Origin of the sequence: Mesorhizobium sp. M0051, assembly GCF_040323235.1 — a bacterium.
Taxonomy (GTDB): Bacteria; Pseudomonadota; Alphaproteobacteria; order Rhizobiales; family Rhizobiaceae; genus Mesorhizobium.
Genome location: NZ_JAMYUT010000009.1, coordinates 37,430 through 60,461, shown reverse-complemented (window position 1 = coordinate 60,461; position 23,032 = coordinate 37,430). Strand labels below are relative to the sequence as shown.

The following is a 23,032-nucleotide window of genomic DNA, read 5'->3' as shown; positions in this document are numbered from 1 at the left end:
AACGGCCACTGTTTCGCAAAACGGGCCATCATAGTTTTGAACTGGCCCCCATCTGGACTCCGAACGGCGATAATCGCATTCTCCCCGTGAGGGGAGAGGCTTGGAAAAATCGCGCTATGACAACCGGTCTGGCCAGTGGCGTAAGCGGGCCGCGCGAGGGCGCCGCTGGTTGCCTTCGCGTAACACCGTATCGTGGGCGCTCATCCTTGCGGCAATCATAATTCTGTCTGCTCTGATTGCGCTAAAAGCTGGTCCTGCGCAGGTTTAATCTGGTTTGACGTCGATAGATGCCGCGACGGTCAGTTTCCAGGCGGCCGTGGCCGCGGCAGCGGGATGCCGATCTCGGGTGTCGCCGCGAAGGCGCTCACCGCGCTCGGCAATCCAGCCGTGCCGCTGGCCGTCGTGGCCGGCAGCGACGGCGCTTCCGGTTCGGGCGCGGCCACCGCGACGGGCACGCCGCCGCCATGATAGGTCGCGGCCTCGGCTGAAGCCGGCCCAGGCGCGTCGAGCACGGCACGGCATTCCTGGGGCAGGTTCGCCATCGTCATCAGATCGCGGGCCTTCGGCGCGTCAGGGTTCTTGTTGGGCCGCCACGGCTCCTGCGTGAACCACCAGGCCAGCGGCTTGCCGCAGCCGTCATCGTCCGGCGTTGCTTCCTGCGCCTTGCAGCCGGGCGAGCCCGGCTGGCAGCCGATGCGCATGTGGAAGTGATAGTCGTGGCCCCAGAACGGCCTGATCTTGCGCAGCCATGAACGATCGCCCTTGACGGTGTCGCAGAGTTTTTTCTTGATGCCCGGATTGACCAGGATGCGTTCGACTTGCGCGTAGCTCGCCGCCCGCTTCAAGAGCCTTGTGTGCGCCGGCGTCCACAGCGCGTCCTTTACCAGATGGGTCTTCTCGTCGACCATCAAGGTGGCGCTCATCGATTCGCGCTGAGCCGTCGACATCGGATGGCTGGGCATCGGCGTCAGCCATATGTCTGCGTCGAGCCCGATCTGGTGCGAGGCGTGGCCGGTCATCATCGGGCCGCCGCGCGGCTGCGAAATGTCGCCGATCAGCAAGCCGGGCCAGCCTTCGACTGCTGCGTCGCGCGACAATTTCTCGATGACCGCGATCATCGCCGGATGACCCCAGCGGCGGTTGCGCGAAGGCCGCATCACCTCCCAGGTCGGACCATCCATCGGAATGGCGACACCGCCGGCAAAACAGCCCTTGGAATAGAAGCCAATTGATTGCGCAGCGGCTGCTGCCGGCAGCTTCTTGGCGCCAAATAGGTCCTTTGCCCGCTCCTCAGCCGCGGCTGGTTGTACGGCAAGCCCTGCGATGGCAGCCAGGCCAAACGCAGCGGCCAGGATTGTCCTTCTGCCCGGCGACGATGGTCCCGATGCCTTCATGACCCCACTCCTTCATCGCTTGAACCGCCGAATCGTAGCATGCCCAACTTACGGCTTCGACCGTTAGCGCTTCATCGGACTGCGCGCTTCGCCGTCGCGCCAGTCGCCGCTCGCCCACATATGGTCGAGGGCGGTGCGGTAGTCCGGAAATCGAAAACGATAGCCCGCCGCCTTGATCGCTGCGTTGGCGACACGCTTGTTCTCGCCATAGAAGGACCGCGCCATGGGCGAAAGTTGGGCGGCGTCGAAGGGAATTTCGGGCGGCGGCGTGACACCCATCAGCGAAGCGGCATAGGCGACGACATCCTGCGGCGGTGCCGGCAGATCGTCGGTGACATTGAAGATGCCACCAGTATTGCTGTCGATGAGCCGCCAAAGCGCACCGGCAATATCGTCGCAATGAATGCGATTGAACACCTGGTCCGGCTTGACCAGCCGCCTTGCGGTGCCGTTTTCCAGATTGACCAGCGCATTGCGGCCCGGCCCGTAAATGCCGGACAGGCGCAGGATTGCAACAGGCCGGCCGATGTCCGAGCCCAGTTGCAGCCAATCCTGCTCGGCCCCCACCCGCATCACCGAGCGCTTCGACACCGGCCGGCATTCGGCCGTTTCATCGACCCACGCGCCGTCGTAATTACCGTAGACGCCGACGGTCGAGAGATAGCCGATCCATTCGAGCGCCGGCATTTGAGCGATTGCCTCCCGGGCAGCGTTCAAGACGGGATCGCCGGCCTCTTCCGGGGCGATCGAGATTACCAGATGCGTTGTTTTTTCCAGCGCATCCCCGATTTCGTCAGTCAGCGCACCATCGAACAGCAGCGGTGCGATGCCGGCCTGGCGCTGCGCCTCGAATTTGTCCGGGGAGCGGGTCGTGCCGAATATGTTGGCGGGCCCCTTGTTGGCACGGGCAAAGGCCTTGCCGGAATAGCCGGCGCCGAAGATGAAGACCCGTTTCTCGCTCATGCATGCGTCCTGGTTGGCCGCGCCAGACGCCATTCGTCGCGCACGGCTGTATCGGTCTCGGTTTTCAGGCCGATAGCTGCCCGTTCTGAATATTCGGCATCAGGCACCAGCCGCGCCAGCGCCCATATTGCCGCGCCCCGCACCAGCGGCGAGGCATCGTCCAGCAAGGCACGCACGCTGACGGCAAGCGCGGTGTCGCCGGAATTGCCGGCGGCGATCAATGTGTTGCGGACAAAACGATCGCGGCCGATGCGTTTTATCGGCGAACCGGAGAAGAAAGCGCGGAAGGCCGCCTCGTCCAGTTGCAACAGCCGGCCAAGCGGCGGCTCGCGCAATTCATCGCGCGCGGCGAGCTTGGCCTCCGAAGCAGCCCGGGCGAACTTGTTCCACGGGCAAACGGCCAAACAATCGTCGCAACCATAGATGCGGTTGCCGATCTTTTCACGGAATTCATGCGGGATCGGCCCCTTGTTCTCGATGGTGAGGTACGAAATACAGCGCCGCGCATCGAGCCGGTAGGGCGCCGGAAAAGCATCCGTCGGACAGGCGTCGAGGCAGGCACGGCAGGAGCCGCAATGGTCGATCTCCGCCTTGTCGGGCACCAGTTCGGCGGTGGTGAAGATCGTGCCGAGGAACAGCCAGGAGCCATGCTCGCGGCTGACCAGATTGGTGTGCTTGCCTTGCCAGCCGAGACCCGCGGCTTCCGCCAGCGGTTTTTCCATCACCGGTGCGGTGTCGACGAACACCTTCACGTCGCCGCCGGCACGGGCCACGATCTTGCCAGCGATCTCCTTCAGACGCCCCTTCATCACCTCGTGATAGTCGCGGTTCTGCGCATAGACCGAGATCGCGCCGCGGTCGCGCTTGGCCAGCACGCCGCGCGGATCATGGTCGGGACCGTAATTCATCGCCAGCACGATGATCGAGCGCACCTGCGGCCATAGCACCGTCGGGTCGCCGCGGCGTTGCAGCGTCTCGGCGATCCAGTCCATCGAGCCGTGAAAGCCGTCGGCGACAAATTCGGCCAGCCGCGCCGGCGCAAGCGGGATCGCATCGGGAGAGGTGACGGCGACGGCATCGAAGCCGACGCGACGCGCCTCCGCGTCGATCAGCGTGCGCAGTTTTGCGGCGTCAGAAGTCGAGGTCCGCATAATGCGACACCGGCGACAGGCCGCGCACGCGGTCGGTCAAAAGCGGCCGGAAGGAGGGCCGTGACTTGACCCGCGTGTACCATTCGCGCGCTGCAGGATGCTCGCGCCAATCAATCTCGCCGAGATAGTCGAGCACCGACAGCGTCGCGGCGGCGGCCAGATCGGCATAGGTAACCCTGGAGCCGGCCAGCCAATGGCGGGTGCCGGCCAGCCAGTTGGTGTATTTCATGTGCTGGCGGATGTTGGCGCGCGCCGCACGGATCGCGCCTGAATCGGGCGAGCCGCCGCCCGCAACTTCCGGCATCACCGGCTTCAGCACCCGTTCGCGCACCAGATGGCGGGTGATTTCGCTTTCGGCCTTGCTGAGATACCAGTCGATCAGCCGGCGGATTTCGGCGCGCTGCATCGGATCTTCGGCAAACAGCCGCTTGTCGCGCTTCAAGACACCGCGCGTTTCATCGAGATATTCCGATATGACGGTTGCACCGACGATCGGCACGTCGCCTTCGGCCAGCAGGATCGGCAGTGTGCCGGCCGGGTTCAGCGCCAGGAACTCCTTGCGTCGGGTCCACGGCTTTTCCTCGATCAGGGCCAACTCCTCGCCATACTCGCCGAAAGCGAGGCGGACGAAGCGACAAGTGGCGAACATGGGATGGTGGAAAAGCGTCAGCATGGTTCCGCGATGATAAAGCGCACTGGCGAATCGAAGGGCGCACCGGTAAGTCTTGGCCGCCCGGTTAGCGGGCCGTCAGGGTGTTGCGACCTATAGGGGGACTTGCACGCCATGACAAGCAAGCCGTTTTGTCAGCCGTCACGCCAAATCCCGAGGTAGCCATGGAAAGCCAGCCATTCGTCGAAGCTCTGCTGCTCGGCCTGCTGGAGGGGCTGACCGAGTTCATCCCCGTCTCATCCACCGGCCATATCCTGCTCGCCGGCCATTTCCTCGGCTTCCATTCGACCGGCAAGGCCTTCGAGATCCTGATCCAGCTCGGCGCCATCCTGGCGATTCTGAGCGTCTATTTCCGCCGGCTGTGGCAAATGCTGATCGACCTGCCGCATGACCGGCTGACAAGGCATTTCGCCATCGGTGTCCTCATCGCTTTCCTGCCGGCGGCGATCATCGGCGCGCTGGCGCATGATTTCATCAAGGCGGTGCTGTTCGAATCGCCGCGGATGATCTGCATCATGCTGATCATCGGCGGCTTCGTGCTGCTGGCGGTGGACCGCATGAACCTCAAGCCGTTCTACCGCGACGTCGAGCGGTTCCCGACCCGGCTTTACCTGCAGATCGGCCTTTTCCAGTGCCTGTCGCTCGTTCCCGGCACGTCACGCTCCGGTTCGACGATCGTCGGCGCGCTGCTGCTGGGCGTCGACAAACGGGCGGCGGCCGAATTCTCCTTCTTCCTCGCCATCCCGACCATGGTCGGCGCCTTCGCCTTCGACCTGTTCAAGAACCGCAACGTCCTGAGCAGCGCCGACCTGCCGATCATCGCCGTCGGCTTCGTCGCCGCCTTCGTCACGGCGCTCATCGTCGTGCGCTTCCTGCTCGATTACGTCTCGCGCAACGGCTACTCGCTGTTCGGCTGGTGGCGGCTGGTGGTGGGTGGTGTGGGGTTGGCGGCGTTGATGATCTGGGGGTGAGCTTACCCTCCCCCTTGTGGGGATGGTGAGCAACCTCAATTCCTTCCATAGAACGCATTCTCGACATGCACCGGCCAGCGCCAGGGCAGCACCGCGACCATGTCGAAGCGCATCGACAGTTTGCCGTAATCGGACTGGCGCGACAGCCAGATGTCGGCCGCCCCCTCGATGCGGCGCTCCGATTCGTGGCCGATCGCCTCCATGGCTTCCATCAGCGTGCGCCGCGCCTTGACCTCGACGAACAGCACGAGGTCGCCGCGGCGCGCGATCAGGTCGATCTCGCCGAAGCGGGTGCGGTGGCGGCGCGCCAGAATCCGGTAGCCCTTCAACACCAATGCTGCCGCCGCCAGCCATTCGCCGCGGTGGCCGCGCCGATAGGCTTTTTGGCGGCTGGCACTCGGGCGCTCAACCACCGTCGCTTTCTCCAGAAGCATGCTTGAGTTCGAGAAGCCGCCGATACAACGCCTGTTTCTGGCCGCCGATCATTTTTGCGGCTTCCGCCGCTGCCTTGGAAGCCGGCATTTCGCCGGCGAGCGACAGCAACAGGCGGTCGATGTCGGCCGGTTCGTCGGCCTTGGCCTCGGCCGGACCGACGCAGACGACGATCTCGCCCTTCGGCGTATCGGCCGCCGCATAATGATCGGCCAGCGCCTGCAGCGTGCCGGTGCGCATCTCTTCAAAGGTCTTGGTCAATTCGCGACCGATCGCGGCCTTGCGCTCGCCGCCAAGCGCCTCGACCATGGCGGCAAGGGATTCGGCCAGCCGGCGCGGTGATTCGAAGAAGATCAGCGTCGCCGGCACAGCCTTCAGTGCCCCAAGCCGCGTCAGCCGCTGCCCTGATTTGACCGGCAAAAAACCGGCGAACAGGAAGGCGTCCGACGGCAGGCCGGATGCGGTCAACGCCGCGAGCGGCGCCGACGGGCCGGGAATCGGCACGACGCGAATGCCGTGGTCGCGCGCCTCGCCGACCAGCCGGTAGCCGGGATCGGACACCAGCGGCGTGCCGGCGTCGGAGATCAGCGCCACGCTCTGTCCGGCCTGGAGCGCCGCGATCAGCTTCGGCCCGGCCTCGCCCGCATTGTGTTCGTGATAGGCCGTGGTGCGGCGGCGAATGGCGTAGCGGTCGAGCAGCACGCGCGACACCCGCGTGTCCTCGCAAGCAACGATGTCGGCGGCGGCCAGCGTCTCCAGCGCGCGCAGCGTGATGTCGGCCAGATTGCCGATCGGCGTCGCCACCAGATAGAGCGCCGGCTCGAGCGGCCGGGCCGCGATCTCGGTCTGCCCGACCACATAGCTGCGCTTGCCCGTTTCGGCGGTCACTGATGCCTTCTCCATTCAGCCCTGTTTGGCACGGCCAGCGTCGGCTTGCAAAAGCTGACGTTGCGCCTCCCTCGCCATTCCTTTGCCACAGTAGGGAACGAAACCGGCTACGGCGGATTTACCCCCTGATTCCCGAGGAGGACAGGATGGATAGCCTGAAGATGCAGGACGCTTTCGAGCCCTATCGGGCCGAGCGCAACCGCGTTGCCGTACGCAAGGACAAGCGCCTCCCCGCGAAGACCGACGCCAGCCTGGCCAAGCAGGCCTGCTTGCCCACGAATGTCGGGCTTTCCGACAACAAACCCGACAACATGACGGAGCACTGACCGGACGATGCCCAATCGCTTCGATATCTTCATCACCCGTCTTGAAACAAAAAACGCCCGCAACGACGTGCCGCTACATCCGATAGGCGACCAGCACCGCGGACGCCGCGATAAGGGCGACGCCAAGCCAGTCCGCCCCGGCGAGTCGCCCGCCGAGAAAGGCCGCGGCAAACAACCCCACAAGCACGACGCTTAGAGCATTTCACCGTTTCGCGGTAACGGCGAGCCGCTCTAAACTCTTTGTCTTGATGCAATTCCGGACGGAAAACCGCGTCACACTTTTCCTGGAATTGCTCCGCAATCCTCAGCCTCGGAGATTGGGGGCGTGGGCGTCATCCTCGCCGCGCACCCAAAGCCTGCTTGGTTATCGCGCTAGGTCCGCCACCACCGCATCGAGCACGATCATGCCGGCCGGAGTGGCGCGGAGCCGCGCGTTGCCGATCGGTGCCACCAGCCCTTCGCCCTGTAGCATCGAGAGCCGCGCGCTCGACAGGCCGCGCCCGGAGAACGCCTCGTAGCGGGAGAGGTCGATGCCCTCGGCCAGCCGCAGGCCCATCAGCAGGAACTCGTCGGCTTCTTCCGAACGCGTCAGGATCTCGCCACCGGTGACGCCATGGCCCTTGGCCTCGACCAGATTGGCCCAGGTTTCCGGCATCCGCTCGGCGATCGTGACTGTGCGGCGGCAGTTCTCGACGAAGCGGCCATGGGCGCCTGGCCCGACACCGACATATTCGCCGTAGCGCCAGTAGGTCAGATTGTGCCGGCTTTCGGCGCCCGGCCTGGCGTGGTTGGAAATCTCGTAGGCTGGCAGGCCATGCGCCGAGGTGATCTCCTGCGTCAGCGCATAGAGGTCAGCGGCGTGGTCGTTGTCGGGGATGATGAATTTCTTCGCGGCATGCAAGGCATGGAACGGCGTGCCCTCCTCGATGGTCAGCTGGTACAGCGACAGATGATCGGCGGCGTGGCCGATCGCCTGTTCGAGCTCGGCCTGCCACGCCTCCGGTGTCTGGCCGGGTCGGGCATAGATCAGGTCAAAGGACAATCTTGGGAAGATTTCCCGCGCGAGCCCGATAGCATGCAACGCTTCCTCGACATTGTGAAGCCGGCCGAGGAAGCGCAAATCCTTGTCGTTCAGCGCCTGTACCCCGAGCGAGACGCGGTTGACCCCGGCCGCCCGGTAGGCGCGAAAGCGATCGGCCTCGACCGAGGACGGATTGGCCTCCAGCGTCACCTCGATGCCGTCGGGAACGGTCCAGTTCCTAGCCACGGCGTCCAGAACCCTGGCCACCGTTTCCGGCTTCATCAGCGACGGCGTGCCGCCGCCAAGAAAAATGCTGGTTACCTCGCGCGGCCCGGTGCGCTCGCGCATCGTCGCCAGTTCAGCCTCGAAGGCGCTGGCGAAGCGGTCCTGATCGACCGGCTGGTGGCGGACATGGCTGTTGAAATCGCAATAGGGGCACTTGGCCGCGCAGAACGGCCAATGGACATAGACGCCGAAGCCGGGCGTCCGGTCGAGCAGCATGCTCATGACGAACCCAATCGTGCTTGGGCGAACTTCTGGAAAGCGCGGGCGCGGTGCGACAGCGCGGTCCGCTGGCCGGGCTTCCAGCCATGCTTTTCCTCGGCGCTCATCTCGCCGAAGGTTTTTTCGAAGCCATCGGGCAGGAACACCGGATCGTAGCCGAAACCGAGATCGCCGCGCGGCGGCCAGACGAGCGTGCCTTCGGCCTCGCCGCGATAATATTCGGCTTCTCCGTCGGGGAACGCCAGGCAGATGACGGCGACAAAGCGGCCCTTGCGTTGTCCGGCCGAGGCGGCGCTGACTTCCTGCAGCGCCACTTCGGTGCGTTGCATAGCCATGCCGAAATCGCGCGCGCCGTCAGCGGTTTCCGCCCAGTTGGCGGTGTAGACGCCGGGCGCGCCGTCGAGCGCGTCGACGCACAGGCCGGAATCGTCCGACAGCGCCGGCAGGCCGGTCGCCTTGGCCGCGGCCAGCGCCTTGATGTAGGCGTTTTCCTCAAAGGTGGTGCCGGTTTCGTCGGGCTCAGGCAGGCCGTAGTCCTTGGCCGATTTCGCTTCGAAGCCGAACGGCCCCATCAGATCGGCGAATTCGCGCAGCTTGCCTTCATTGTGGCTGGCGACGACGATCTTCTTTCCATCGAGAGAATGCATCAAAGGCCCCAGATTCGTGGCTCGGCGAATTCGATCGAATTGCCCGAGGGGTCGCGTATATAGATCGAACGGCCGCCCTGCGGCCATTCGAATTCGCTTTCGATGGCTATGTTTTTCGCCTCGAGACGCGCTTTCCAGTCGGCGATTTCGTCAGCGGTCGCCGCAAAGCAGAGATGGCCTTCGCCGACAGCGCCATGCGGCGGCACCGGCAGCCTGGCGTCGGGCGCGGGCGGGATTTTGGTTGCCTCGGCATTGAAGACGAGCAACACGCCCGGCCCGCAGCGGAAGAAGAGGTGGCGGCCATCGACTTTGCCGAGGAGGTTTAGGCCGAGGACGCCGGTGTAGAAGGTTTCGGCGGCGGTTAGGTCGGTGACGTAGAGAGCGGATTCCAGGATAGCAGAGGGCGTCACGAGGCGCCCCCCTCTGACCTGCCGGCCATCTCCCCCTCAAGGGGGGAGATTGGCAGCTTCAGCGCCTCCGCACAACTCACGCCGCCGCAAGGTGGCGCAAACCAGCGGGATAGCCGATCTCCCCCCTTGAGGGGGAGATGGCCAGCAGGCCAGAGGGGGGCGCTCAAGCTCGGCATTTGAGAACTAAGCCACCGCCATCTGCTGCAAACTGACCAGGCGCTGAATGCCCTTCTTGGCCAAGCCCATTAATTCCGCGAACTGCCCTTCCGAAAAAGGCTCGCCTTCGGCGGTTCCCTGGATCTCGACGATGCCGCCCTTGCCGGTCATGACGAAATTGGCATCGGTGCCGGCCGACGAGTCCTCGATATAGTCGAGGTCGATAACCGGCTGGCCGTCATGGATGCCGCAGGAGATCGCGGCGACGTGGTCCTTCAGCACCTTGGCGACACTGGCCATCTGGCGGGCTTCCATCCAGCGCAAGCAGTCGTAGAGCGCCACCCAACCGCCGGTGATCGAGGCGGTGCGGGTGCCGCCATCGGCCTGGATGACGTCGCAGTCGACGGTGATCTGTTGCTCGCCCAGCGCTTGCAAATCGACCACGGCGCGCAAGGAACGGCCGATCAGCCGCTGGATCTCCAGGGTGCGGCCGCCCTGCTTGCCGGCGGAAGCCTCGCGGCGCATGCGCTCGCCGGTCGAGCGCGGCAGCATGCCGTATTCCGCCGTCACCCAGCCCTTGCCGGAATTGCGCATCCAGCCCGGCACTTTTTCCTCCAAGCTGGCCGTGCACAGGACATGCGTGTCGCCGAACTTCACCAGGCATGAGCCTTCGGCGTGCTTGGAGACGCCGCGCTCGAAGGAGATGGCGCGCATTTCGTCGAATTGGCGTTTGGAGGGGCGCATTCAGGCTGCTTTCTTGTCATTTTTCGGGAATCTTGGCCGGCTTGTAGCCGCATGGGACGAATGGCGCAAAGGAAAATGGCTTGACGATCCGACACAGACACCGGGGTGATCTGACGCAGACACCGGGTTGCGCGGGCCGTAGCGAAGTCTATATCTTTGGGCCGGAGGTTTTTGGCCGCAATGACCAAGGCAGTCGATCCAAGTTCGCAGGCGCCCGCGCTTCAATCATTGGACATGCGCTCGCGCGACATCTTCCGGCGCATCGTCGATTCCTACCTCAAGGACGGCGAACCCGTGGGATCACGCAGCCTGTCGCGCATCCTGCCGTCTTCGCTGTCACCGGCCACCATCCGCAACGTGATGAGCGATCTCGAGCATCTCGGCCTCATCTACGCGCCGCACATCTCGGCCGGCCGTTTGCCGACGCAGGCCGGCCTGCGTTTCTTCGTCGACGCCTTCATGGAGCTTGGCGATCTGTCCGACGAGGAGCGCCGCGCCATCGAGGCGCAGGTGCGGGCATCCGGCTCGGGGGCGACGCTGGAACACATGCTGACCGAGGCCAGCCAGATGCTGTCGGGCATGTCGCGCGGTGCCGGCCTGGTGCTTGCCGCCAAGAACGAAGTGGCGCTGAAGCACATCGAATTCATCCAGCTCGAGCCGACCAAGGCGCTGGCGGTGCTGGTGTCGCAGAATGGCGACGTCGAAAACCGCGTCGTCGAGCTGCCCGCCGGCATCACCGTCTCGCAACTGCACGAGGCCTCGAACTTCCTCAACGCTCATATCCGCGGCCGCACGCTGGCGGAGGCGCGGGTCGAGATCGCCCGCATCAAGGAAGAGACCAGGGCCGCCCTCGACACGCTGTCGCAGGACCTCGTCGAGAAGGGGCTCGCGGTGTGGGCCGGCGCGGACAGCGGCCTGCCGGCACGGCTCATCGTGAGCGGCCGCGCCAATCTGCTCGAAAACGTCACCGCCCAGGCCGATATCGAACTGTTGCGGCACCTGTTCGAGGACATGGAGACGCAAGATGGACTGATCCAACTGCTCGACCTCGCCGAGGAAGGATCGGGCGTGCGCATCTTCATCGGCTCGGAAAACAAGCTGTTCTCGCTGTCGGGCTCGTCGCTGGTGGTCGCGCCCTATCGCGACAAAGACGCCCGCGTCGTCGGTGCGCTTGGGGTCATCGGCCCGACCCGGCTCAATTATGCCCGCATCGTGCCGATGGTCGACTATACGGCGCAGCTGATTTCCCGCATGCTGCGCTAAGCGTATTGATGTTCAGGTGATGCCGGCCTGACCTGAATCTCAACACCTTAGACTCAAAAAACAAAGAACAAGCAGCTGAGGAGAAAAACAATGGCGCTCGAAGAATTCAAGGCCCGGATCAGCCTGCTGCTCGAGGAGATGGTCAACCAGCCGGAAGACCAGCACGAGATCCAGGAGCAGTTGCGCGAAAAACTGCGGGAAATGCGCGCCATGGGCCTGCCGCTGCCGGCCGATCTCGTCGCGCTGGAAAAGCGTCTCGATGACGATTTCTACGCCGCCGGGACCTGAAGGTAGAAAACCTCCGCTTTCGCTTCAACTGATCGTGTGCCGCGGAACAACAGACGAAACCGCTCGTTTGGCCTCTTTGCAGCCGTTCACTGTGTGACCAGGTTTGGAGGATTGAATGATCCGATTGGCTGGGCTGGCCCTGTCCGCAGCGGTGTTCCTCACCACCGCTGCATTCGCACAGCAAGCGGAGCCCGTATTGAAAGGTGCCGCGGCCTTCGGCGACTGGCGTGCCGACAGGCCCGGTGTGCGCCGCCTGATCAAGCCGAACGATCTGCCAAAACCCGACGTCACCAAATCCGCCTCCAACAGCGCCGGCCTTGCCGAACGGCCGGCAGATGCCAAGCCGAAACTGCCGCCGGGCTTTTCGGCCGAGCTGATCGCGTCGGGCATCGACAATCCGCGCGTCGTCCGCGTCGCGCCGAACGGCGACCTGTTCGTCGCTGACAGCGAAGCCAACCAGATCCGCGTCTACCGCCTGGCCGAGGGCAGCGCGAAGCCGGCGCAGCACGGCATCTTTGCCCGCAATCTCAACCAGCCCTATGGCATTGCTTTCTATCCGCCAGGCAACGACCCGCAATGGGTCTATGTCGCCAACAGCGACGGCATTGTGCGCTTCGCTTATCACAGCGGCGACCTGAAGGCCGCCGGCGACCCGGAGACCATCGTCGACAACATCCCATCAAGTCATCACTGGACCCGCGACATCGCTTTCTCTCCGGACGGCAAGACGCTCTATCTATCGGTCGGCTCGGGTTTGAATGCCGCGCAGCATATGGGCAAAGAACCGAAGGGCGGCCTCGACGCCTGGGCGACGTCGCAGCCGCTCGGCGCTGCCTGGGGTCCCGAAGATGGCCGCGCGGCTGTGCTGGCCTTCGATCCCGACGGCAAGAACGGACGCATCGTCGCCACTGGCCTGCGCAACTGTTCGGGCATGGCCGTGCAGCCGGCGACCGGCGCGCTGTGGTGTGTCGTCAACGAAAGCGATGGGCTCGGCGACAATGTGCCGCCGGAATATGCGACCGCGGTCAAGGACGGAGCCTTCTATGGCTGGCCCTGGTACTATATCGGCAACAACGAGGATCCGCGTCACAACGGCGAGCGCCCCGATCTTGCCGGCAAGGCGACCATTCCCGACGTGCTGATGCAGGCGCATTCGGCGCCGCTCAACATCGCCTTCTACGAAGGGAAGACTTTTCCGGCCGAATACAAGGGCGACGCCTTTGTGGCTCTGCACGGTTCATGGAACCGTGGCAACAGGACCGGCTACAAGGTGGTGAGATTGCTGTTCAGGGATGGCAAGCCGACCGGCGAATACGAGGATTTCATCACCGGCTTCGTCGTCTCCAACGGCGAGGTCTGGGGTCGGCCGGTTGGCGTGGCGGTGGCGAACGACGGCGCGCTGATCGTGACCGAGGACGGCAATGGCACCATCTGGCGCGTCACCCATGACGGCGATCGCTCCTGAGCAATCTTGGCACAAACCCCTCACCCGGATTGCCAACGGCGGCGCCAGGGTCTTCTCCCCGGCGGAGACGGTGACCGCGAAGCGGCTGGATGAGGGCGCCTTCTCCACGTGTTGCAGCGACATCTGGTGCAATGGATTCCGATCCCAGGTGAATTCAATCCTGGTCCATTCTATGCGACAAGGCGTTCTGATTTGAGGTCCCAGCCATGACGCTCACCGGATTCCTCGCCTACAGTGCCGCGCTCGGCATCGCCGCCGCCATTCCTGGTCCCGGCGTCACCGCGCTCGTTGCGCGTGCGCTCGGCTCCGGCTTCCGCTCGTCGTTGGCGATGTCCTTTGGGCTGATGGCTGGCGATCTCACCTATCTGACTGCCGTGGTGCTGGGTCTCGCCTTCGTCGCGCAGACCTTCGGCATGGTTTTCCTGGCCATCAAATGGCTCGGTGTCGCCTACCTGGCCTTCCTCGGCTGGCGCTTCTGGAACAGCGGCATCACGCCCGAGACGGTCGAAGCGAAAAAGGGCAAGGGTGGGCTGCTGTCGAGCTTTGCCGCCGGCCTGACCGTCACGCTCGGCAATCCGAAGACGATGATCTTCTACCTGGCGATCACGCCGACCATCGTCGACCTGAAGACCATCACACTTACCGACTACGGCATTCTCGTCGCGCTGACGGTCGTCGTGCTTCTGGTGGTGCTGGTGCCGTATCTGGCGCTGGCGTCCAAGGCGCGCTGGTTCCTGAAGTCGCCGCGCGCGCTCAAGGCGCTGAACCGCACCGCCGCCGGCTTCATGGTCGGCGCCGCCGCAGCGATTGCCGCCCGGCAATAGAGGGCTTTTCGGCCAAACCATTTCGCAAACAGGCCTTCGCGGGAAATGCTTTTCCGGCAGGGCGACGTTTTCGACACAGGTCCCACTCGGATATTTTCAGCCGACAGTCTATCTTGCACGGCCAAAGGCCCTATCTTGCCGGCTTGAATTCCATTTGCCTGAAATTCTCTACCTGCCTGAAATTCTGGGAGCGAAACCAATGAACAAGCCCGTCACCTCTGCCCGTTTACCCGGTCGCGGCCGCGTCTACGATTCCATCACCGATACGATCGGCGACACGCCCCTGGTGCGGCTCGACAAGTTCGCTCGGGAAAAGGGCATCGTCGCCAACCTGATCGCCAAGCTCGAATTCTTCAATCCGATCGCCTCGGTCAAGGACCGCATCGGCGTGGCGATGATCGAGGCGCTGGAGGCTTCCGGCAAGATTTCTCCCGGCAAGACCACGTTGATCGAACCGACGTCGGGCAATACCGGCATCGCGCTTGCCTTCGCCGCTGCCGCCAAGGGCTACAAGCTCATCCTGACGATGCCGGAAACGATGTCGATCGAGCGCCGGAAGATGCTGGCGCTGCTCGGCGCCGAGCTGGTGCTGACCGAGGGTCCGAAAGGCATGAAAGGCGCCATCGCCAAGGCCGATGAGCTGGCCGCGACGATCCCCAACGCGATCATTCCGCAGCAGTTCGAGAACCCCGCCAACCCGGAAATCCATCGCACGACGACGGCCGAGGAAATCTGGAACGATACGCATGGCGAGGTCGATATCTTCGTCGCCGGCATCGGCACTGGCGGCACCATCACCGGCGTCGGCCAGGTGCTGAAGAAGCGAAAGCCCTCGGTGCATGTCGTCGCCGTGGAGCCGGACTCCTCACCGGTTCTGTCGGGTGGCCAGCCTGGCCCCCACAAGATCCAGGGCATCGGCGCCGGCTTTGCGCCCAAAATCCTCGACACGACGATCTATGACGAGATCGTCAGGGTGTCGAACGAGGATTCGGTCGCAAATGCCCGCCTCGTCGCCCGCCTCGAAGGCGTACCGGTCGGCATCTCGTCGGGCGCCGCCCTGCAGGCGGCCATCGTCGTCGGCTCACGGCCGGAAAACAAGGGCAAGAACCTGGTCGTGGTCATCCCGTCCTTCGCCGAGCGCTATCTGTCGACGATTTTGTTCGAGGGGTTGGGGGCGTAATCCGACGGTTCTTCGTGATTAAGCTGGCCCGTTGAATAAACCGCCCGTGGCGTCAGCCACCAGCTTGAGAAATGCCCTGCTTCCGGTGCAAATCGTCACCGGCCGGTGCAAAGCGGGCCGGGGGAGGATTTCATGTACAAGCTCTACACTCGTCGGGGCAGCGGCGGCTTCGTCGTCGAGGCGGCCCTGGCGCTGGCGAATGTGCCGTTCGAACAGATCGACGTGCCGAAGACGGAGCGGCCCGATCCGGCCTTCCTCGACATCAGCCCGTTGAACCAGGTTCCGGTGCTGACTTTGCCGGACGGAAGCTCGATCACCGAATCGGCGGCGATCTGCATCCTGCTTGCCGAGCGTCATCCCAATGCCGGCCTGGCGCCGGCGGCCGACGCGCCTGCCCGCGCCGATTTCCTGCGCTGGATGACCTTCATGTCGTCGGTGCTCTATCCGGCAGTGCTGCGTTTCTATTACGCATACCGCTATACGACAGATGCCGAAGGCACCAACGCGGTCAAGCAGGCAGCCGTCGCCGAGATGGACCGCGGCTTTGCCGTCCTCGATGCCTCTCTCGAAGGCCGTGACTGGCTGGTTGACGACCGCATGTCGGTCGCGGACATCTACCTCGTCATGCTGGTGGCCTGGCATCCCGACGCCGAGAGGGCGCGCACGACCTGGCCTGATATCGAGCGTCTGTGGTCGAAGCTGCGCGAGCATCCCCTGATGAAGACGCTCAACACATCGCATGGGATGTGGCCGGGCTGAACGGACGGCCGGTTGGCGAGTCTCAATTTTTGAGCGCTGCCCTTTTGCCCTGCAGGAACCGGCGCACCGCCGGGTCGCGCTCGAGGCCGATCGCCCGGTCATAGGCTTGGCACGCCTGCGGTACCTGCCCAAGCCTGGCCAGGAGACCGGCGCGGGCTGCCCAATAAGGCTGATACTCATCAAGCCGCTTGTCGTCGCCCAGCACGTAGAGGGCCGCCAATCCAGTCACTGCACCCTCGGCCTCGGCAATCGCCACCGCGCGGTTGATCGCCACCACCGGTGATCCCGCGACAGAGAGCAGCGCGTCGTAGAGTTCGCGGACCGCCACCCAGTCGGTGCGGCCGGTCAGCCGTCGTGCCGCATGTGCGGACTGAACCGCCGCCTCAAGCTGATAGCGGCCGATGACGCCCATCGTGGCGGCGCGGCGGAGCAGGGATTCCGCTTCGTCGACCAAAGCGCCATCCCACAGCGTATGATCCTGCTCGGCCAGCGGAACATAGTCTCCGGCCGGATCGCGCCGTGCCGCGCGCCGCGCTTCGGCGAACAGCATCAGCGAAAGCAGACCCAGCGCCTCGGGCTCTTCCGGCATCAGCGAAGCCACCAGGCGGCCGAGCCAGATGCCTTCGCCAGCGAGATTGCGGCGCCGCGTTTCGGTGCCCGCTGGATCGGACCAGCCTTCGGCGAAGGCGGCGTAGATCGCTTCCAGCACCGCATCCAGCCTTTCGCCGAGTTCGGTCCGCTCCGGAACGCGGAACGGAATGCCGGTTTCACGGATGCGGGTCTTGGCGCGAACCAGGCGCTGGCCCATGGTTGCCGGCGACACCAGGAAGGCTGAGGCGATCGTTGCCGCGTCGAAACCCAGCACGGTCTGCAGGATCAGCGGCGAGCGAATGCCGGGCTCGATCGCCGGGTGGGCGCAAGCGAACATCAGCCGCAGCCGTTCGTCGGGAAGGTCTTCGTCGGTCATGCCCGCCTCCATCTCCTCGGCAATCAGCTTGAGATGCTCGCGGCCGGCCTCGCTGGTCAGCCGCCGCCGCACCGCATCGACGCGGCGCCGCCTTGCCACCGCCAGCAGCCAGGCTTCCGGCCTTTCAGGCACGCCGGTTCGCGGCCAGCGTTCGAGTGCCGCGGCAAAGGCGTCAGCCAGCGCGTCTTCGGCAGCGGCCACGTCACGCGTGCGCGCCGCCAGCCAGGCAACCAGCTTGCCGTAGCTTTGCCGGGCGGCGGCTTCGGCGGCCACCCGGGCGATCTCCGAGCGACTGTCCATCACATCATCATCTCTCGGACAGGTACTCGGTCATTTCCCAGATCGGCCGCAACTCGACAGTACCGGTGCTGGCCGCCGGGCAGCGCGCCGCCCAGACGATCGCGGCGTCGGCATCCTCGGCCTCGATCATGTAGAAGCCGGCAAGCTGCTCCTTGGTATCGGCATAGGGGCCGTCGAGCACGTTGGTCTTGCCCCCAGCCACCCGCACCGAGGTGGTCGCCTGACTCGGGCGCAGTCGGTCCCCTGCCAGCCAGGCGCCGGACTTCTTCAAGGCTTCGGTATAGGCACCATAGGCGGCACTCATCTGGTAGGTCGCCTCGGCCGGTGCATTCGCCATCGCGGCTTCGTCGGCGTAGATCAAAATCATGTATCGCATGGTCTTCTCCCGTTGTTTCGAAGGCCGCTTCCTTGCGAGCCGGACGTATGTCGCGCGGCAGCGCGCGATTTCGACAGACAGCTCAAAAAACTTTCGGCTCCGCCGGCTTTTTGCGCAAGCCGCCATCTGTTTCCGATCCCTCAACCGTTCGTCTAACGAGCACAATTGCGGGTTGGCATTTGCGGCTCGCTGTCTAAACTCGCCGTGGTCGCACCTGGGAGGCGGTGCGGTCGCCGATATTTCAGGGAGGAGGCCCCGATGTTCCATTTCAGAACGAAATTCGTTGCAGCCGGTGCCGTGGCGCTCTCGCTTGGCCTGGGTGCCGTCTCAGCCAGCGCGCAAGAATTTATCAATGTGCTGACCGGCGGGACGTCCGGCGTGTATTATCCACTCGGCGTCGCATTGTCTGAAATCTACGGCAAGGGCATCGAAGGCGCGCGTACCCAGGTGCAGGCAACCAAGGCTTCGGTCGAAAACCTCAATCTGTTGCAGCAGGGCAGGGGCGAGATCGCCTTTGCGCTCGGCGATTCCGTCAAGCTGGCCGCTGAAGGCAACACCGAAGCCGGCTTCCCGGGCAAGCTCGACAAACTGCGCGGCATCGCCGCTATCTATCCCAACTACATCCAGATCGTCGCCAGCCGCGAGTCCGGCATCAAGACGCTGGCCGATCTCAAGGGCAAGAGCCTGTCGGTCGGTGCGCCGGCGTCCGGCACCGAGCTCAACGCGCGCGCCATCTTCGCTGCCGCCGGGCTGAAATACGAGGATCTCGGCCGGGTCGAATACCTACCCTTCGCCGAATCGGTCGAACTGATCAAGAACCGGCAGCTCGACGCCACGCTGCAATCCGCCGGACTCGGCGTCGCCTCGATCCGCGACCTCGCCACCTCCGTGCCGATCAATGTCGTGGCAGTGCCGGAGCAGGACGTCGCCAAGATCGGCGCGCCCTATCTTTCGGTGATCATTCCCAAGGGAACCTATGAAGGCCAGAGCGAGGATGTCGCGACTGCGGCCGTCGGCAATTTCCTCATCACCCGCGCCGATGTCTCCGACGAAACCGCGTATCGGATGACCAAGCTGCTGTTCGAGCATCTCGACCAGCTGGCCGCGGCGCATGCCGCCGCCAAGGCGATCGACCCGGCCAAGGCGCTCGACGGCATGCCGGTGCCGCTGCATCCGGGGGCTGAGCGGTATTACAAGGAGAAGGGGCTGCTGAAGTAAGCGCTTGGCAATCCGACATGTCTTCGCCAGGCGCCCCCCTCTGCCCTGCCGGGCATCTCCCCCTCAAGGGGGGAGATTGGCCGTCGCGATGTCTTTTGCCAATCGCTGACGTTGCAAAACGAGCGCCGACATCAATGTATCCGATCTCCCCCCTTGAGGGGGAGATGGCCGGCAGGCCAGAGGGGGGCGCCTCGCAATGCAATTCGCTCGCTTTGGAGTGCGTCGGATGAGCGAATCAACGCCTGGAACGACAACCGACGGCAAATCCGCCACCTTCCATCTCCCCGGCGCCGAAGAGCAGGTCGAAGGCCTGCCGCCGGGCTTCGGCGAAGGGCTCGCCGGCAAGGCCGCCTTTCTCATCGCCGTCTCCTTTTCCGTGTTCCAGATCTACGTCGCCGCTTATGGCAGCATTCCGAGCCAGGTGGTGCGAGCCATGCATGTCGGCTTCCTGCTGCTGCTCGGCTTCGGCCTGATCGCCAATCTGCGCGCCAAAAGTATGCCGGCAAAAGCCGTGTTCTGGACGCTCGGCGTGCTCGGCTTCGGCACCGGACTCTACAATTGGGTGTTCTATACAGACCTCATCCGCCGCTCCGGCTTCCTGACCACGCCGGACCTGATCGTCGGCGCGGTGCTGGTGGTGCTGGTCTTCGAGGCCGCCAGGCGGCTGATGGGGCTGCCGCTGGCGGTCATCGCCTTCATCTTCCTCGCCTACTGCTTCGTCGGCAACCATCTGCCGCCGCCGCTCGTCCATCGCGGCTATGATTTCGCCCAACTCGTCGACACCTTCGCCTATGGCACCGAAGGCATATACGGCACGCCGATCTATGTTTCAGCCGCCTACATCTTCATCTTCGTCGTCTTCGCCGCCTTTCTCGAACGCGCCGGCATGATTGCGCTGTTCAACGATTTCGCGCTCGGTCTTGTCGGCACCTGGCGCGGCGGCCCGGCGCAGGTCTGCGTGCTGTCCTCGGCGCTGATGGGTACCATTTCCGGCTCGGGCGTCGCCAATGTGGTGGCCAGCGGCCAGTTCACCATCCCGCTGATGAAGCGCTTCGGATTCCGCGCGGCTTTCGCCGGCGCCGTCGAGGCAACCTCCTCGATGGGCGGCCAGATCATGCCGCCGGTGATGGGCGCGGTCGCCTTCATCATGGCCGAGACGCTGAACGTGCCCTATGCCGAAGTGGTCAAGGCAGCGATCATCCCGGCGCTGCTCTATTTCGGCGCCTGCTTCTGGCAGGTGCATCTGGAAGCCGGCAAGGCCAGCCTGCATGGCATGGCCAAGGCGGACCTGCCCAACCCGTGGGACGCGGTGAAACAACACTGGCCGCTGGTGCTGCCGCTTGCGGCCCTCATCTATCTTTTGTTCGCCGGCTATACGCCGATCTTCGCCGGCACGATGGGCCTAGCGCTGACCATCGTGCTTATCCTCGGTACGCCGCTGGCGGCAGCGATCGGGCCGCTCGCCTTCCGTGTCGTCTTCTGGCTGGCGCTCGGGCTCGCCGCCGCCTTGTTCATGAAGTTCGGCGTCAACCTCCTCGGCCTCGTCATCGCCGCGCTGGTCGTCGCCTGCTTCACCTCCAGGGGCGGCCGCGAGACGCTGCGGATCTGCGTCGACTCGCTCGCCGAAGGTGCCAAGAACGCGCTGCCGGTCGGCATTGCCTGTGCCATCGTTGGCATCGTCGTCGGCACGCTGACGCTGACCGGCATCGCTTCGACCTTCATCGGCTGGATCATCTCAATCGGCGAGAACAATCTGTTCCTGTCGCTGGTGCTGACCATGGTCACCTGCCTGGTGCTCGGCATGGGCATTCCGACCATTCCCAACTACATCATCACCTCGTCGCTGGCCGGGCCGGCGCTGCTGTCGCTCGGCGTGCCGCTGCTGGTCAGCCACATGTTCGTCTTCTATTTCGGCATCATGGCCGACCTGACGCCGCCGGTGGCGCTGGCCGCGTTTGCCGCCGCCCCCATGGCCAAGGAGAGCGGCCTCAAGATCGGCATCCAGGCGACCAAACTCGCCATTGCCGGCTTCGTCGTGCCGTTCATGGCGGTCTATACGCCGGCGCTGATGCTGCAGGACGCCGGGCCGATCGCCGCCCAGTTCGGCTATCCCGTCGAGGTCGCCTACATCGTCGCCAAGGCGTGCATGGGCATCGCGCTGTGGGGCGCTGCCGCGGTCGGCTTCCTTGCCAGGCGCATGGCGTGGTGGGAGCGACTTGTCGCCTTCGCCGCCGGCGTGCTTCTGGTCGCGGCGGTGCCGCTCACCGACGAAGCCGGCTGGGCGCTGTCGCTTGCCTGGATCGGCTGGCATTGCTGGCGGGCGCGGCAAGCACCGATCTCAGCATGAGCCTGTGCATCCTGGCGGCCGGCAAGACGGTGACTCTCTCCGTTGCCGCCTTCACGCTGTCCTGGACGCATTCGGTGGAACGAACGCTCTGGGAGGAAGACTGGACGGTGGTACCTACCGGCCTGCAGGTGATCGAGGCGCGGATCAGGGGCTCGGGCGCCGGTATGGAGCCGCCGGAAGGCGCAGTGCTGCGCGACGGCTGGTGGGTCTATGCGCCTGATGTCGTCCCGCAGCGGCGCGTCGTGCTTGCCGCCTCCGGCGCGACCGGCGACGGCTGGACACTGTGCACGGCTCAGGGCTGCCGAGAATTTGGCAAGGCGACCGGTGGCGCGATCGTGCTGGAACCATGCGGATCGGACGGCACGAGTCAGCCCGATAGCGCACGATCAGGCCGGTGAGCGGATGGGAAATCTCGACATGGAAGTGGAAGCGGCCGTTTTCGACGGCCTCGTGAAATCTCCTGCCGACTTGACCCCCTAGCCAATCATTCGTCCCCGCAGCTCGGGTGCGGGTATCTCGCAACTGTCCTTCCTGCCGAACAGGGTGTAGCGATTCCTGGCGATGCAATCGTAGAGCCAGTTTCGCAGCGGGCGCGGCAGCAACAGCAAAGCCTTTATCGCCCGCCACGGCCAGCCGAGTTCCGACATGACGGCAACGAAGCTGTCGAGCCGCGTGAAGGCGATGCCGTCGATCAGGACCAGATTGGTTTCGTAGGAGTCCGTGCGCAGCCCGTGCTTCCTGAACAGCGCTTCGCCAAACGGCGACTGCGCGGTGGCGAAGCGGAAACGGCTTTGGCGGTCGAGCCTGACCTCCATGCGCACGAAGCCGGAGCACAGCACGCAGACGCCATCGAAGACGATCAGCGGATGGCGTGCATCGAAGGATGTTTCGGAGGGACTGCTTGACTGGGGAAGGTCGGTCACGCGAGCCTCGACTGCTTGTGCCCTATGACACTAAGCCAGCCGGAGGCGGCATCAAAGCCGTGGCGATGTCGCACGCCGCCTGTCGGCGAGAGCGGGACGCTCGGCGCGATAGGTGGTGGCGCGGGTTGAGGCAGCGGGCCTGCAGATCCGGCTGTCGTGGCGGCTCTCGAAAGTCATGATCAGTGCGCGCCCAGCGAGTTGCCGCGACGGGCGCAGGCCGGGCCGGGGCCGCGCATGTAATAGCGCTCGGGCCGATAGGTCGGCGCGACGAATTCGCGGATGACGGCGGCATAGCCGATGAGGTGCGCGAGGAAGTTCATTTACCTGGTCCCTGTCCCGATTTTCGGATGTCCCTTCCGAATTGCGGTCATCATAGCGTCGAGGCGTGAATAGTCGGTGAACGTGATGTTAAGATCTGGTCGAAAAGGCCTTGCTTCGTGGCTGGAATGCGGCTGATTCGGGGTCTTTCCGTGCAGTTGGTCGGCATTCCGGCCAATGTGACTTTTGCATCACATATGTTTCGTTCGAATGCCGCCTGCGCGCGATTCTGTTTCAGCTTTTGCCGCGCCTGGGAAATTTCCGTGCTGGCGCGACCATCCCGGAAGGCGGCCTTCGCGCCGTCGACGTCGCGCATGGCGGAACTGGAGCGGCCTCTGCCCGTTCATCTTCATTCGGGTTCTGGAAGGGAAGATATCATGGCGCCGCGCCTGGCCGGGAAAGGCCATCCGAGGCTGTCGCTGGGCCCACGGCGAAGGCCGCCCCCAAGCCTTCGTTCGACTTGATGAAGAAGAGCCTGTCGAAGGCCGGCGCGCCAAGCGTAAGTCAGTCGCCAAGCGTAAGTCAGT

The 23,032-nt window shown here is 64.5% G+C and carries 25 protein-coding genes and 3 pseudogenes; 11 read left to right on the top strand and 17 right to left on the bottom strand.

From position 1 onward, the window contains the following. Positions 1 to 299: 299 nt before the first annotated feature. From mepA to NKJ90_RS11585, 4 genes are all read right to left on the bottom strand, one after another. Positions 300 to 1,394, bottom strand: a complete 1,095-nt coding sequence (mepA, locus tag NKJ90_RS11600) for a penicillin-insensitive murein endopeptidase (protein WP_352486110.1) — start codon at positions 1,392 to 1,394, stop codon at positions 300 to 302. 63 nt (positions 1,395 to 1,457) lie between these two features. Beyond that, the gene (locus NKJ90_RS11595; protein ID WP_023762613.1) at positions 1,458 to 2,357 is read right to left on the bottom strand and encodes an SDR family NAD(P)-dependent oxidoreductase; all 900 of its coding nucleotides are present in this window, start codon (positions 2,355 to 2,357) and stop codon (positions 1,458 to 1,460) included. Continuing rightward, on the bottom strand, positions 2,354 to 3,508 hold the full coding sequence (gene queG, locus NKJ90_RS11590) for a tRNA epoxyqueuosine(34) reductase QueG (protein WP_023762612.1): 1,155 nt from the start codon (positions 3,506 to 3,508) through the stop codon (positions 2,354 to 2,356). The genes NKJ90_RS11595 and queG overlap by 4 nt, the downstream gene beginning before the upstream one ends. Next, positions 3,489 to 4,181, bottom strand: coding sequence for a glutathione S-transferase family protein (locus NKJ90_RS11585; RefSeq protein WP_023762611.1), 693 nt, complete (start codon positions 4,179 to 4,181; stop codon positions 3,489 to 3,491). The genes queG and NKJ90_RS11585 overlap by 20 nt, the downstream gene beginning before the upstream one ends. Positions 4,182 to 4,342: 161 nt before the next feature. On the opposite strand from NKJ90_RS11585, the gene NKJ90_RS11580 reads away from it, so the two are divergent. Next, the gene (locus tag NKJ90_RS11580) at positions 4,343 to 5,149 is read left to right on the top strand and encodes an undecaprenyl-diphosphate phosphatase (protein ID WP_023762610.1); all 807 of its coding nucleotides are present in this window, start codon (positions 4,343 to 4,345) and stop codon (positions 5,147 to 5,149) included. 35 nt (positions 5,150 to 5,184) lie between these two features. Here the strand turns inward: NKJ90_RS11580 and NKJ90_RS11575 are convergent, their stop codons facing one another. Then, positions 5,185 to 5,583, bottom strand: coding sequence for a YraN family protein (locus NKJ90_RS11575; RefSeq protein WP_084025735.1), 399 nt, complete (start codon positions 5,581 to 5,583; stop codon positions 5,185 to 5,187). Then, positions 5,555 to 6,484 carry a 16S rRNA (cytidine(1402)-2'-O)-methyltransferase gene (rsmI, locus tag NKJ90_RS11570; RefSeq protein WP_031261250.1) on the bottom strand — a complete coding sequence of 310 codons (930 nt, stop codon included), beginning with the start codon at positions 6,482 to 6,484 and terminating at the stop codon, positions 5,555 to 5,557. The genes NKJ90_RS11575 and rsmI overlap by 29 nt, the downstream gene beginning before the upstream one ends. 131 nt (positions 6,485 to 6,615) lie before the next feature. Here rsmI and NKJ90_RS11565 point away from each other — a divergent pair, with 131 nt between their 5' ends. Beyond that, entirely contained in the window at positions 6,616 to 6,795 is a 180-nt protein-coding gene (locus NKJ90_RS11565) for a hypothetical protein (RefSeq protein WP_023762607.1), read from the top strand. A 73-nt stretch (positions 6,796 to 6,868) separates the two neighbouring features. On the opposite strand, the pseudogene NKJ90_RS11560 reads toward NKJ90_RS11565, so the two are convergent. The 5 genes and pseudogenes from NKJ90_RS11560 to rph all read right to left on the bottom strand — a co-directional run. Continuing rightward, a pseudogene (locus tag NKJ90_RS11560) lies at positions 6,869 to 6,991 on the bottom strand (EamA family transporter); the annotation flags it as partial. A gap of 168 nt (positions 6,992 to 7,159) precedes the next feature. Then, positions 7,160 to 8,323, bottom strand: coding sequence for a radical SAM family heme chaperone HemW (gene hemW, locus NKJ90_RS11555; protein ID WP_023762605.1), 1,164 nt, complete (start codon positions 8,321 to 8,323; stop codon positions 7,160 to 7,162). Next, positions 8,320 to 8,967 (bottom strand): RdgB/HAM1 family non-canonical purine NTP pyrophosphatase, encoded by a 648-nt coding sequence (gene rdgB, locus NKJ90_RS11550; RefSeq protein WP_023762604.1) that lies wholly within the window; start codon positions 8,965 to 8,967, stop codon positions 8,320 to 8,322. The genes hemW and rdgB overlap by 4 nt, the downstream gene beginning before the upstream one ends. After that, positions 8,967 to 9,377: a VOC family protein gene (locus tag NKJ90_RS11545; RefSeq protein WP_023762603.1), complete on the bottom strand. Its 411-nt coding sequence runs from the start codon at positions 9,375 to 9,377 to the stop codon at positions 8,967 to 8,969. The genes rdgB and NKJ90_RS11545 overlap by 1 nt, the downstream gene beginning before the upstream one ends. A gap of 183 nt (positions 9,378 to 9,560) precedes the next feature. Beyond that, a complete protein-coding gene (gene rph / locus NKJ90_RS11540; RefSeq protein ID WP_023762602.1) occupies positions 9,561 to 10,277 on the bottom strand; it encodes a ribonuclease PH in 717 nt (238 codons plus the stop codon). 180 nt (positions 10,278 to 10,457) lie between these two features. Between rph and hrcA the strand changes: the two genes are divergently transcribed. The 6 genes from hrcA (at position 10,458) to NKJ90_RS11510 (ending at position 16,056) form a co-directional block, all read left to right on the top strand. Next, positions 10,458 to 11,540 carry a heat-inducible transcriptional repressor HrcA gene (gene hrcA / locus NKJ90_RS11535; RefSeq protein ID WP_023762601.1) on the top strand — a complete coding sequence of 361 codons (1,083 nt, stop codon included), beginning with the start codon at positions 10,458 to 10,460 and terminating at the stop codon, positions 11,538 to 11,540. A 90-nt stretch (positions 11,541 to 11,630) separates the two neighbouring features. Next, entirely contained in the window at positions 11,631 to 11,828 is a 198-nt protein-coding gene (locus NKJ90_RS11530) for a hypothetical protein (protein WP_013892036.1), read from the top strand. A gap of 115 nt (positions 11,829 to 11,943) precedes the next feature. Then, a complete protein-coding gene (locus NKJ90_RS11525) occupies positions 11,944 to 13,293 on the top strand; it encodes a PQQ-dependent sugar dehydrogenase (protein ID WP_352486109.1) in 1,350 nt (449 codons plus the stop codon). 206 nt (positions 13,294 to 13,499) lie between these two features. Continuing rightward, positions 13,500 to 14,117: a LysE family translocator gene (locus NKJ90_RS11520; RefSeq protein ID WP_023762598.1), complete on the top strand. Its 618-nt coding sequence runs from the start codon at positions 13,500 to 13,502 to the stop codon at positions 14,115 to 14,117. Between the two features lie 199 nt (positions 14,118 to 14,316). After that, complete coding sequence (cysK, locus tag NKJ90_RS11515; RefSeq protein WP_023762597.1) at positions 14,317 to 15,297, top strand: cysteine synthase A; 981 nt, start codon at positions 14,317 to 14,319, stop codon at positions 15,295 to 15,297. Positions 15,298 to 15,429: 132 nt separating this feature from the next. After that, complete coding sequence (locus NKJ90_RS11510; RefSeq protein ID WP_023762596.1) at positions 15,430 to 16,056, top strand: glutathione S-transferase family protein; 627 nt, start codon at positions 15,430 to 15,432, stop codon at positions 16,054 to 16,056. A 22-nt stretch (positions 16,057 to 16,078) separates the two neighbouring features. Here NKJ90_RS11510 and NKJ90_RS11505 read toward each other — a convergent pair whose 3' ends face one another. Together NKJ90_RS11505 and NKJ90_RS11500 are read right to left on the bottom strand one after the other, a co-directional pair. After that, positions 16,079 to 17,323: an RNA polymerase sigma factor gene (locus NKJ90_RS11505; protein ID WP_023762595.1), complete on the bottom strand. Its 1,245-nt coding sequence runs from the start codon at positions 17,321 to 17,323 to the stop codon at positions 16,079 to 16,081. A gap of 7 nt (positions 17,324 to 17,330) precedes the next feature. Continuing rightward, on the bottom strand, positions 17,331 to 17,699 hold the full coding sequence (locus NKJ90_RS11500) for a YciI family protein (protein ID WP_023762594.1): 369 nt from the start codon (positions 17,697 to 17,699) through the stop codon (positions 17,331 to 17,333). A 258-nt stretch (positions 17,700 to 17,957) separates the two neighbouring features. Here NKJ90_RS11500 and NKJ90_RS11495 point away from each other — a divergent pair, with 258 nt between their 5' ends. The 3 genes from NKJ90_RS11495 (at position 17,958) to NKJ90_RS11485 (ending at position 21,662) form a co-directional block, all read left to right on the top strand. After that, positions 17,958 to 18,917, top strand: a complete 960-nt coding sequence (locus NKJ90_RS11495; RefSeq protein WP_023762593.1) for a TAXI family TRAP transporter solute-binding subunit — start codon at positions 17,958 to 17,960, stop codon at positions 18,915 to 18,917. 226 nt (positions 18,918 to 19,143) lie between these two features. Further along, entirely contained in the window at positions 19,144 to 21,264 is a 2,121-nt protein-coding gene (locus NKJ90_RS11490) for a TRAP transporter permease (RefSeq protein ID WP_352486108.1), read from the top strand. Beyond that, complete coding sequence (locus tag NKJ90_RS11485) at positions 21,261 to 21,662, top strand: DUF1850 domain-containing protein (RefSeq protein ID WP_023762256.1); 402 nt, start codon at positions 21,261 to 21,263, stop codon at positions 21,660 to 21,662. Before NKJ90_RS11490 ends, NKJ90_RS11485 begins: the two co-directional genes overlap by 4 nt. Positions 21,663 to 21,693: 31 nt before the next feature. On the opposite strand, the pseudogene NKJ90_RS11480 reads toward NKJ90_RS11485, so the two are convergent. The 4 genes and pseudogenes from NKJ90_RS11480 to NKJ90_RS11465 all read right to left on the bottom strand — a co-directional run. Further along, positions 21,694 to 21,891 (bottom strand): annotated as a pseudogene (locus NKJ90_RS11480) (hypothetical protein); the annotation flags it as partial. Next, a pseudogene (locus NKJ90_RS11475) lies at positions 21,807 to 22,187 on the bottom strand (thiol-disulfide oxidoreductase DCC family protein); the annotation flags it as partial. The pseudogenes NKJ90_RS11475 and NKJ90_RS11480, both read right to left, overlap by 85 nt. Positions 22,188 to 22,366: 179 nt before the next feature. After that, on the bottom strand, positions 22,367 to 22,507 hold the full coding sequence (locus NKJ90_RS11470) for a hypothetical protein (RefSeq protein ID WP_023762254.1): 141 nt from the start codon (positions 22,505 to 22,507) through the stop codon (positions 22,367 to 22,369). Positions 22,508 to 22,557: 50 nt separating this feature from the next. Continuing rightward, a complete protein-coding gene (locus NKJ90_RS11465) occupies positions 22,558 to 22,821 on the bottom strand; it encodes a F0F1 ATP synthase subunit epsilon (RefSeq protein ID WP_031261101.1) in 264 nt (87 codons plus the stop codon). Positions 22,822 to 23,032: the final 211 nt, after the last annotated feature.

Bases quoted from the DNA above. Each gene is read 5' to 3' on its own strand.
- NKJ90_RS11520 (WP_023762598.1), top strand. From the start codon at position 13,500: ATGACGCTCACCGGATTCCTCGCCTACAGTGCCGCGCTCGGCATCGCC.
- hemW (WP_023762605.1), bottom strand. From the start codon at position 8,323: ATGAGCATGCTGCTCGACCGGACGCCCGGCTTCGGCGTCTATGTCCAT.
- queG (WP_023762612.1), bottom strand. From the start codon at position 3,508: ATGCGGACCTCGACTTCTGACGCCGCAAAACTGCGCACGCTGATCGAC.
- NKJ90_RS11530 (WP_013892036.1), top strand. From the start codon at position 11,631: ATGGCGCTCGAAGAATTCAAGGCCCGGATCAGCCTGCTGCTCGAGGAG.
- NKJ90_RS11465 (WP_031261101.1), bottom strand. From the start codon at position 22,821: ATGCGCGACGTCGACGGCGCGAAGGCCGCCTTCCGGGATGGTCGCGCC.
- mepA (WP_352486110.1), bottom strand. From the start codon at position 1,394: ATGAAGGCATCGGGACCATCGTCGCCGGGCAGAAGGACAATCCTGGCC.
- NKJ90_RS11505 (WP_023762595.1), bottom strand. From the start codon at position 17,323: ATGGACAGTCGCTCGGAGATCGCCCGGGTGGCCGCCGAAGCCGCCGCC.
- NKJ90_RS11585 (WP_023762611.1), bottom strand. From the start codon at position 4,181: ATGCTGACGCTTTTCCACCATCCCATGTTCGCCACTTGTCGCTTCGTC.
- NKJ90_RS11485 (WP_023762256.1), top strand. From the start codon at position 21,261: ATGAGCCTGTGCATCCTGGCGGCCGGCAAGACGGTGACTCTCTCCGTT.
- rsmI (WP_031261250.1), bottom strand. From the start codon at position 6,484: ATGGAGAAGGCATCAGTGACCGCCGAAACGGGCAAGCGCAGCTATGTG.
- NKJ90_RS11510 (WP_023762596.1), top strand. From the start codon at position 15,430: ATGTACAAGCTCTACACTCGTCGGGGCAGCGGCGGCTTCGTCGTCGAG.
- NKJ90_RS11470 (WP_023762254.1), bottom strand. From the start codon at position 22,507: ATGAACTTCCTCGCGCACCTCATCGGCTATGCCGCCGTCATCCGCGAA.
- NKJ90_RS11525 (WP_352486109.1), top strand. From the start codon at position 11,944: ATGATCCGATTGGCTGGGCTGGCCCTGTCCGCAGCGGTGTTCCTCACC.
- cysK (WP_023762597.1), top strand. From the start codon at position 14,317: ATGAACAAGCCCGTCACCTCTGCCCGTTTACCCGGTCGCGGCCGCGTC.
- NKJ90_RS11500 (WP_023762594.1), bottom strand. From the start codon at position 17,699: ATGCGATACATGATTTTGATCTACGCCGACGAAGCCGCGATGGCGAAT.
- rph (WP_023762602.1), bottom strand. From the start codon at position 10,277: ATGCGCCCCTCCAAACGCCAATTCGACGAAATGCGCGCCATCTCCTTC.
- rdgB (WP_023762604.1), bottom strand. From the start codon at position 8,967: ATGCATTCTCTCGATGGAAAGAAGATCGTCGTCGCCAGCCACAATGAA.
- NKJ90_RS11565 (WP_023762607.1), top strand. From the start codon at position 6,616: ATGGATAGCCTGAAGATGCAGGACGCTTTCGAGCCCTATCGGGCCGAG.
- hrcA (WP_023762601.1), top strand. From the start codon at position 10,458: ATGACCAAGGCAGTCGATCCAAGTTCGCAGGCGCCCGCGCTTCAATCA.
- NKJ90_RS11580 (WP_023762610.1), top strand. From the start codon at position 4,343: ATGGAAAGCCAGCCATTCGTCGAAGCTCTGCTGCTCGGCCTGCTGGAG.
- NKJ90_RS11490 (WP_352486108.1), top strand. From the start codon at position 19,144: ATGAGCGAATCAACGCCTGGAACGACAACCGACGGCAAATCCGCCACC.
- NKJ90_RS11595 (WP_023762613.1), bottom strand. From the start codon at position 2,357: ATGAGCGAGAAACGGGTCTTCATCTTCGGCGCCGGCTATTCCGGCAAG.
- NKJ90_RS11575 (WP_084025735.1), bottom strand. From the start codon at position 5,583: ATGCTTCTGGAGAAAGCGACGGTGGTTGAGCGCCCGAGTGCCAGCCGC.
- NKJ90_RS11495 (WP_023762593.1), top strand. From the start codon at position 17,958: ATGTTCCATTTCAGAACGAAATTCGTTGCAGCCGGTGCCGTGGCGCTC.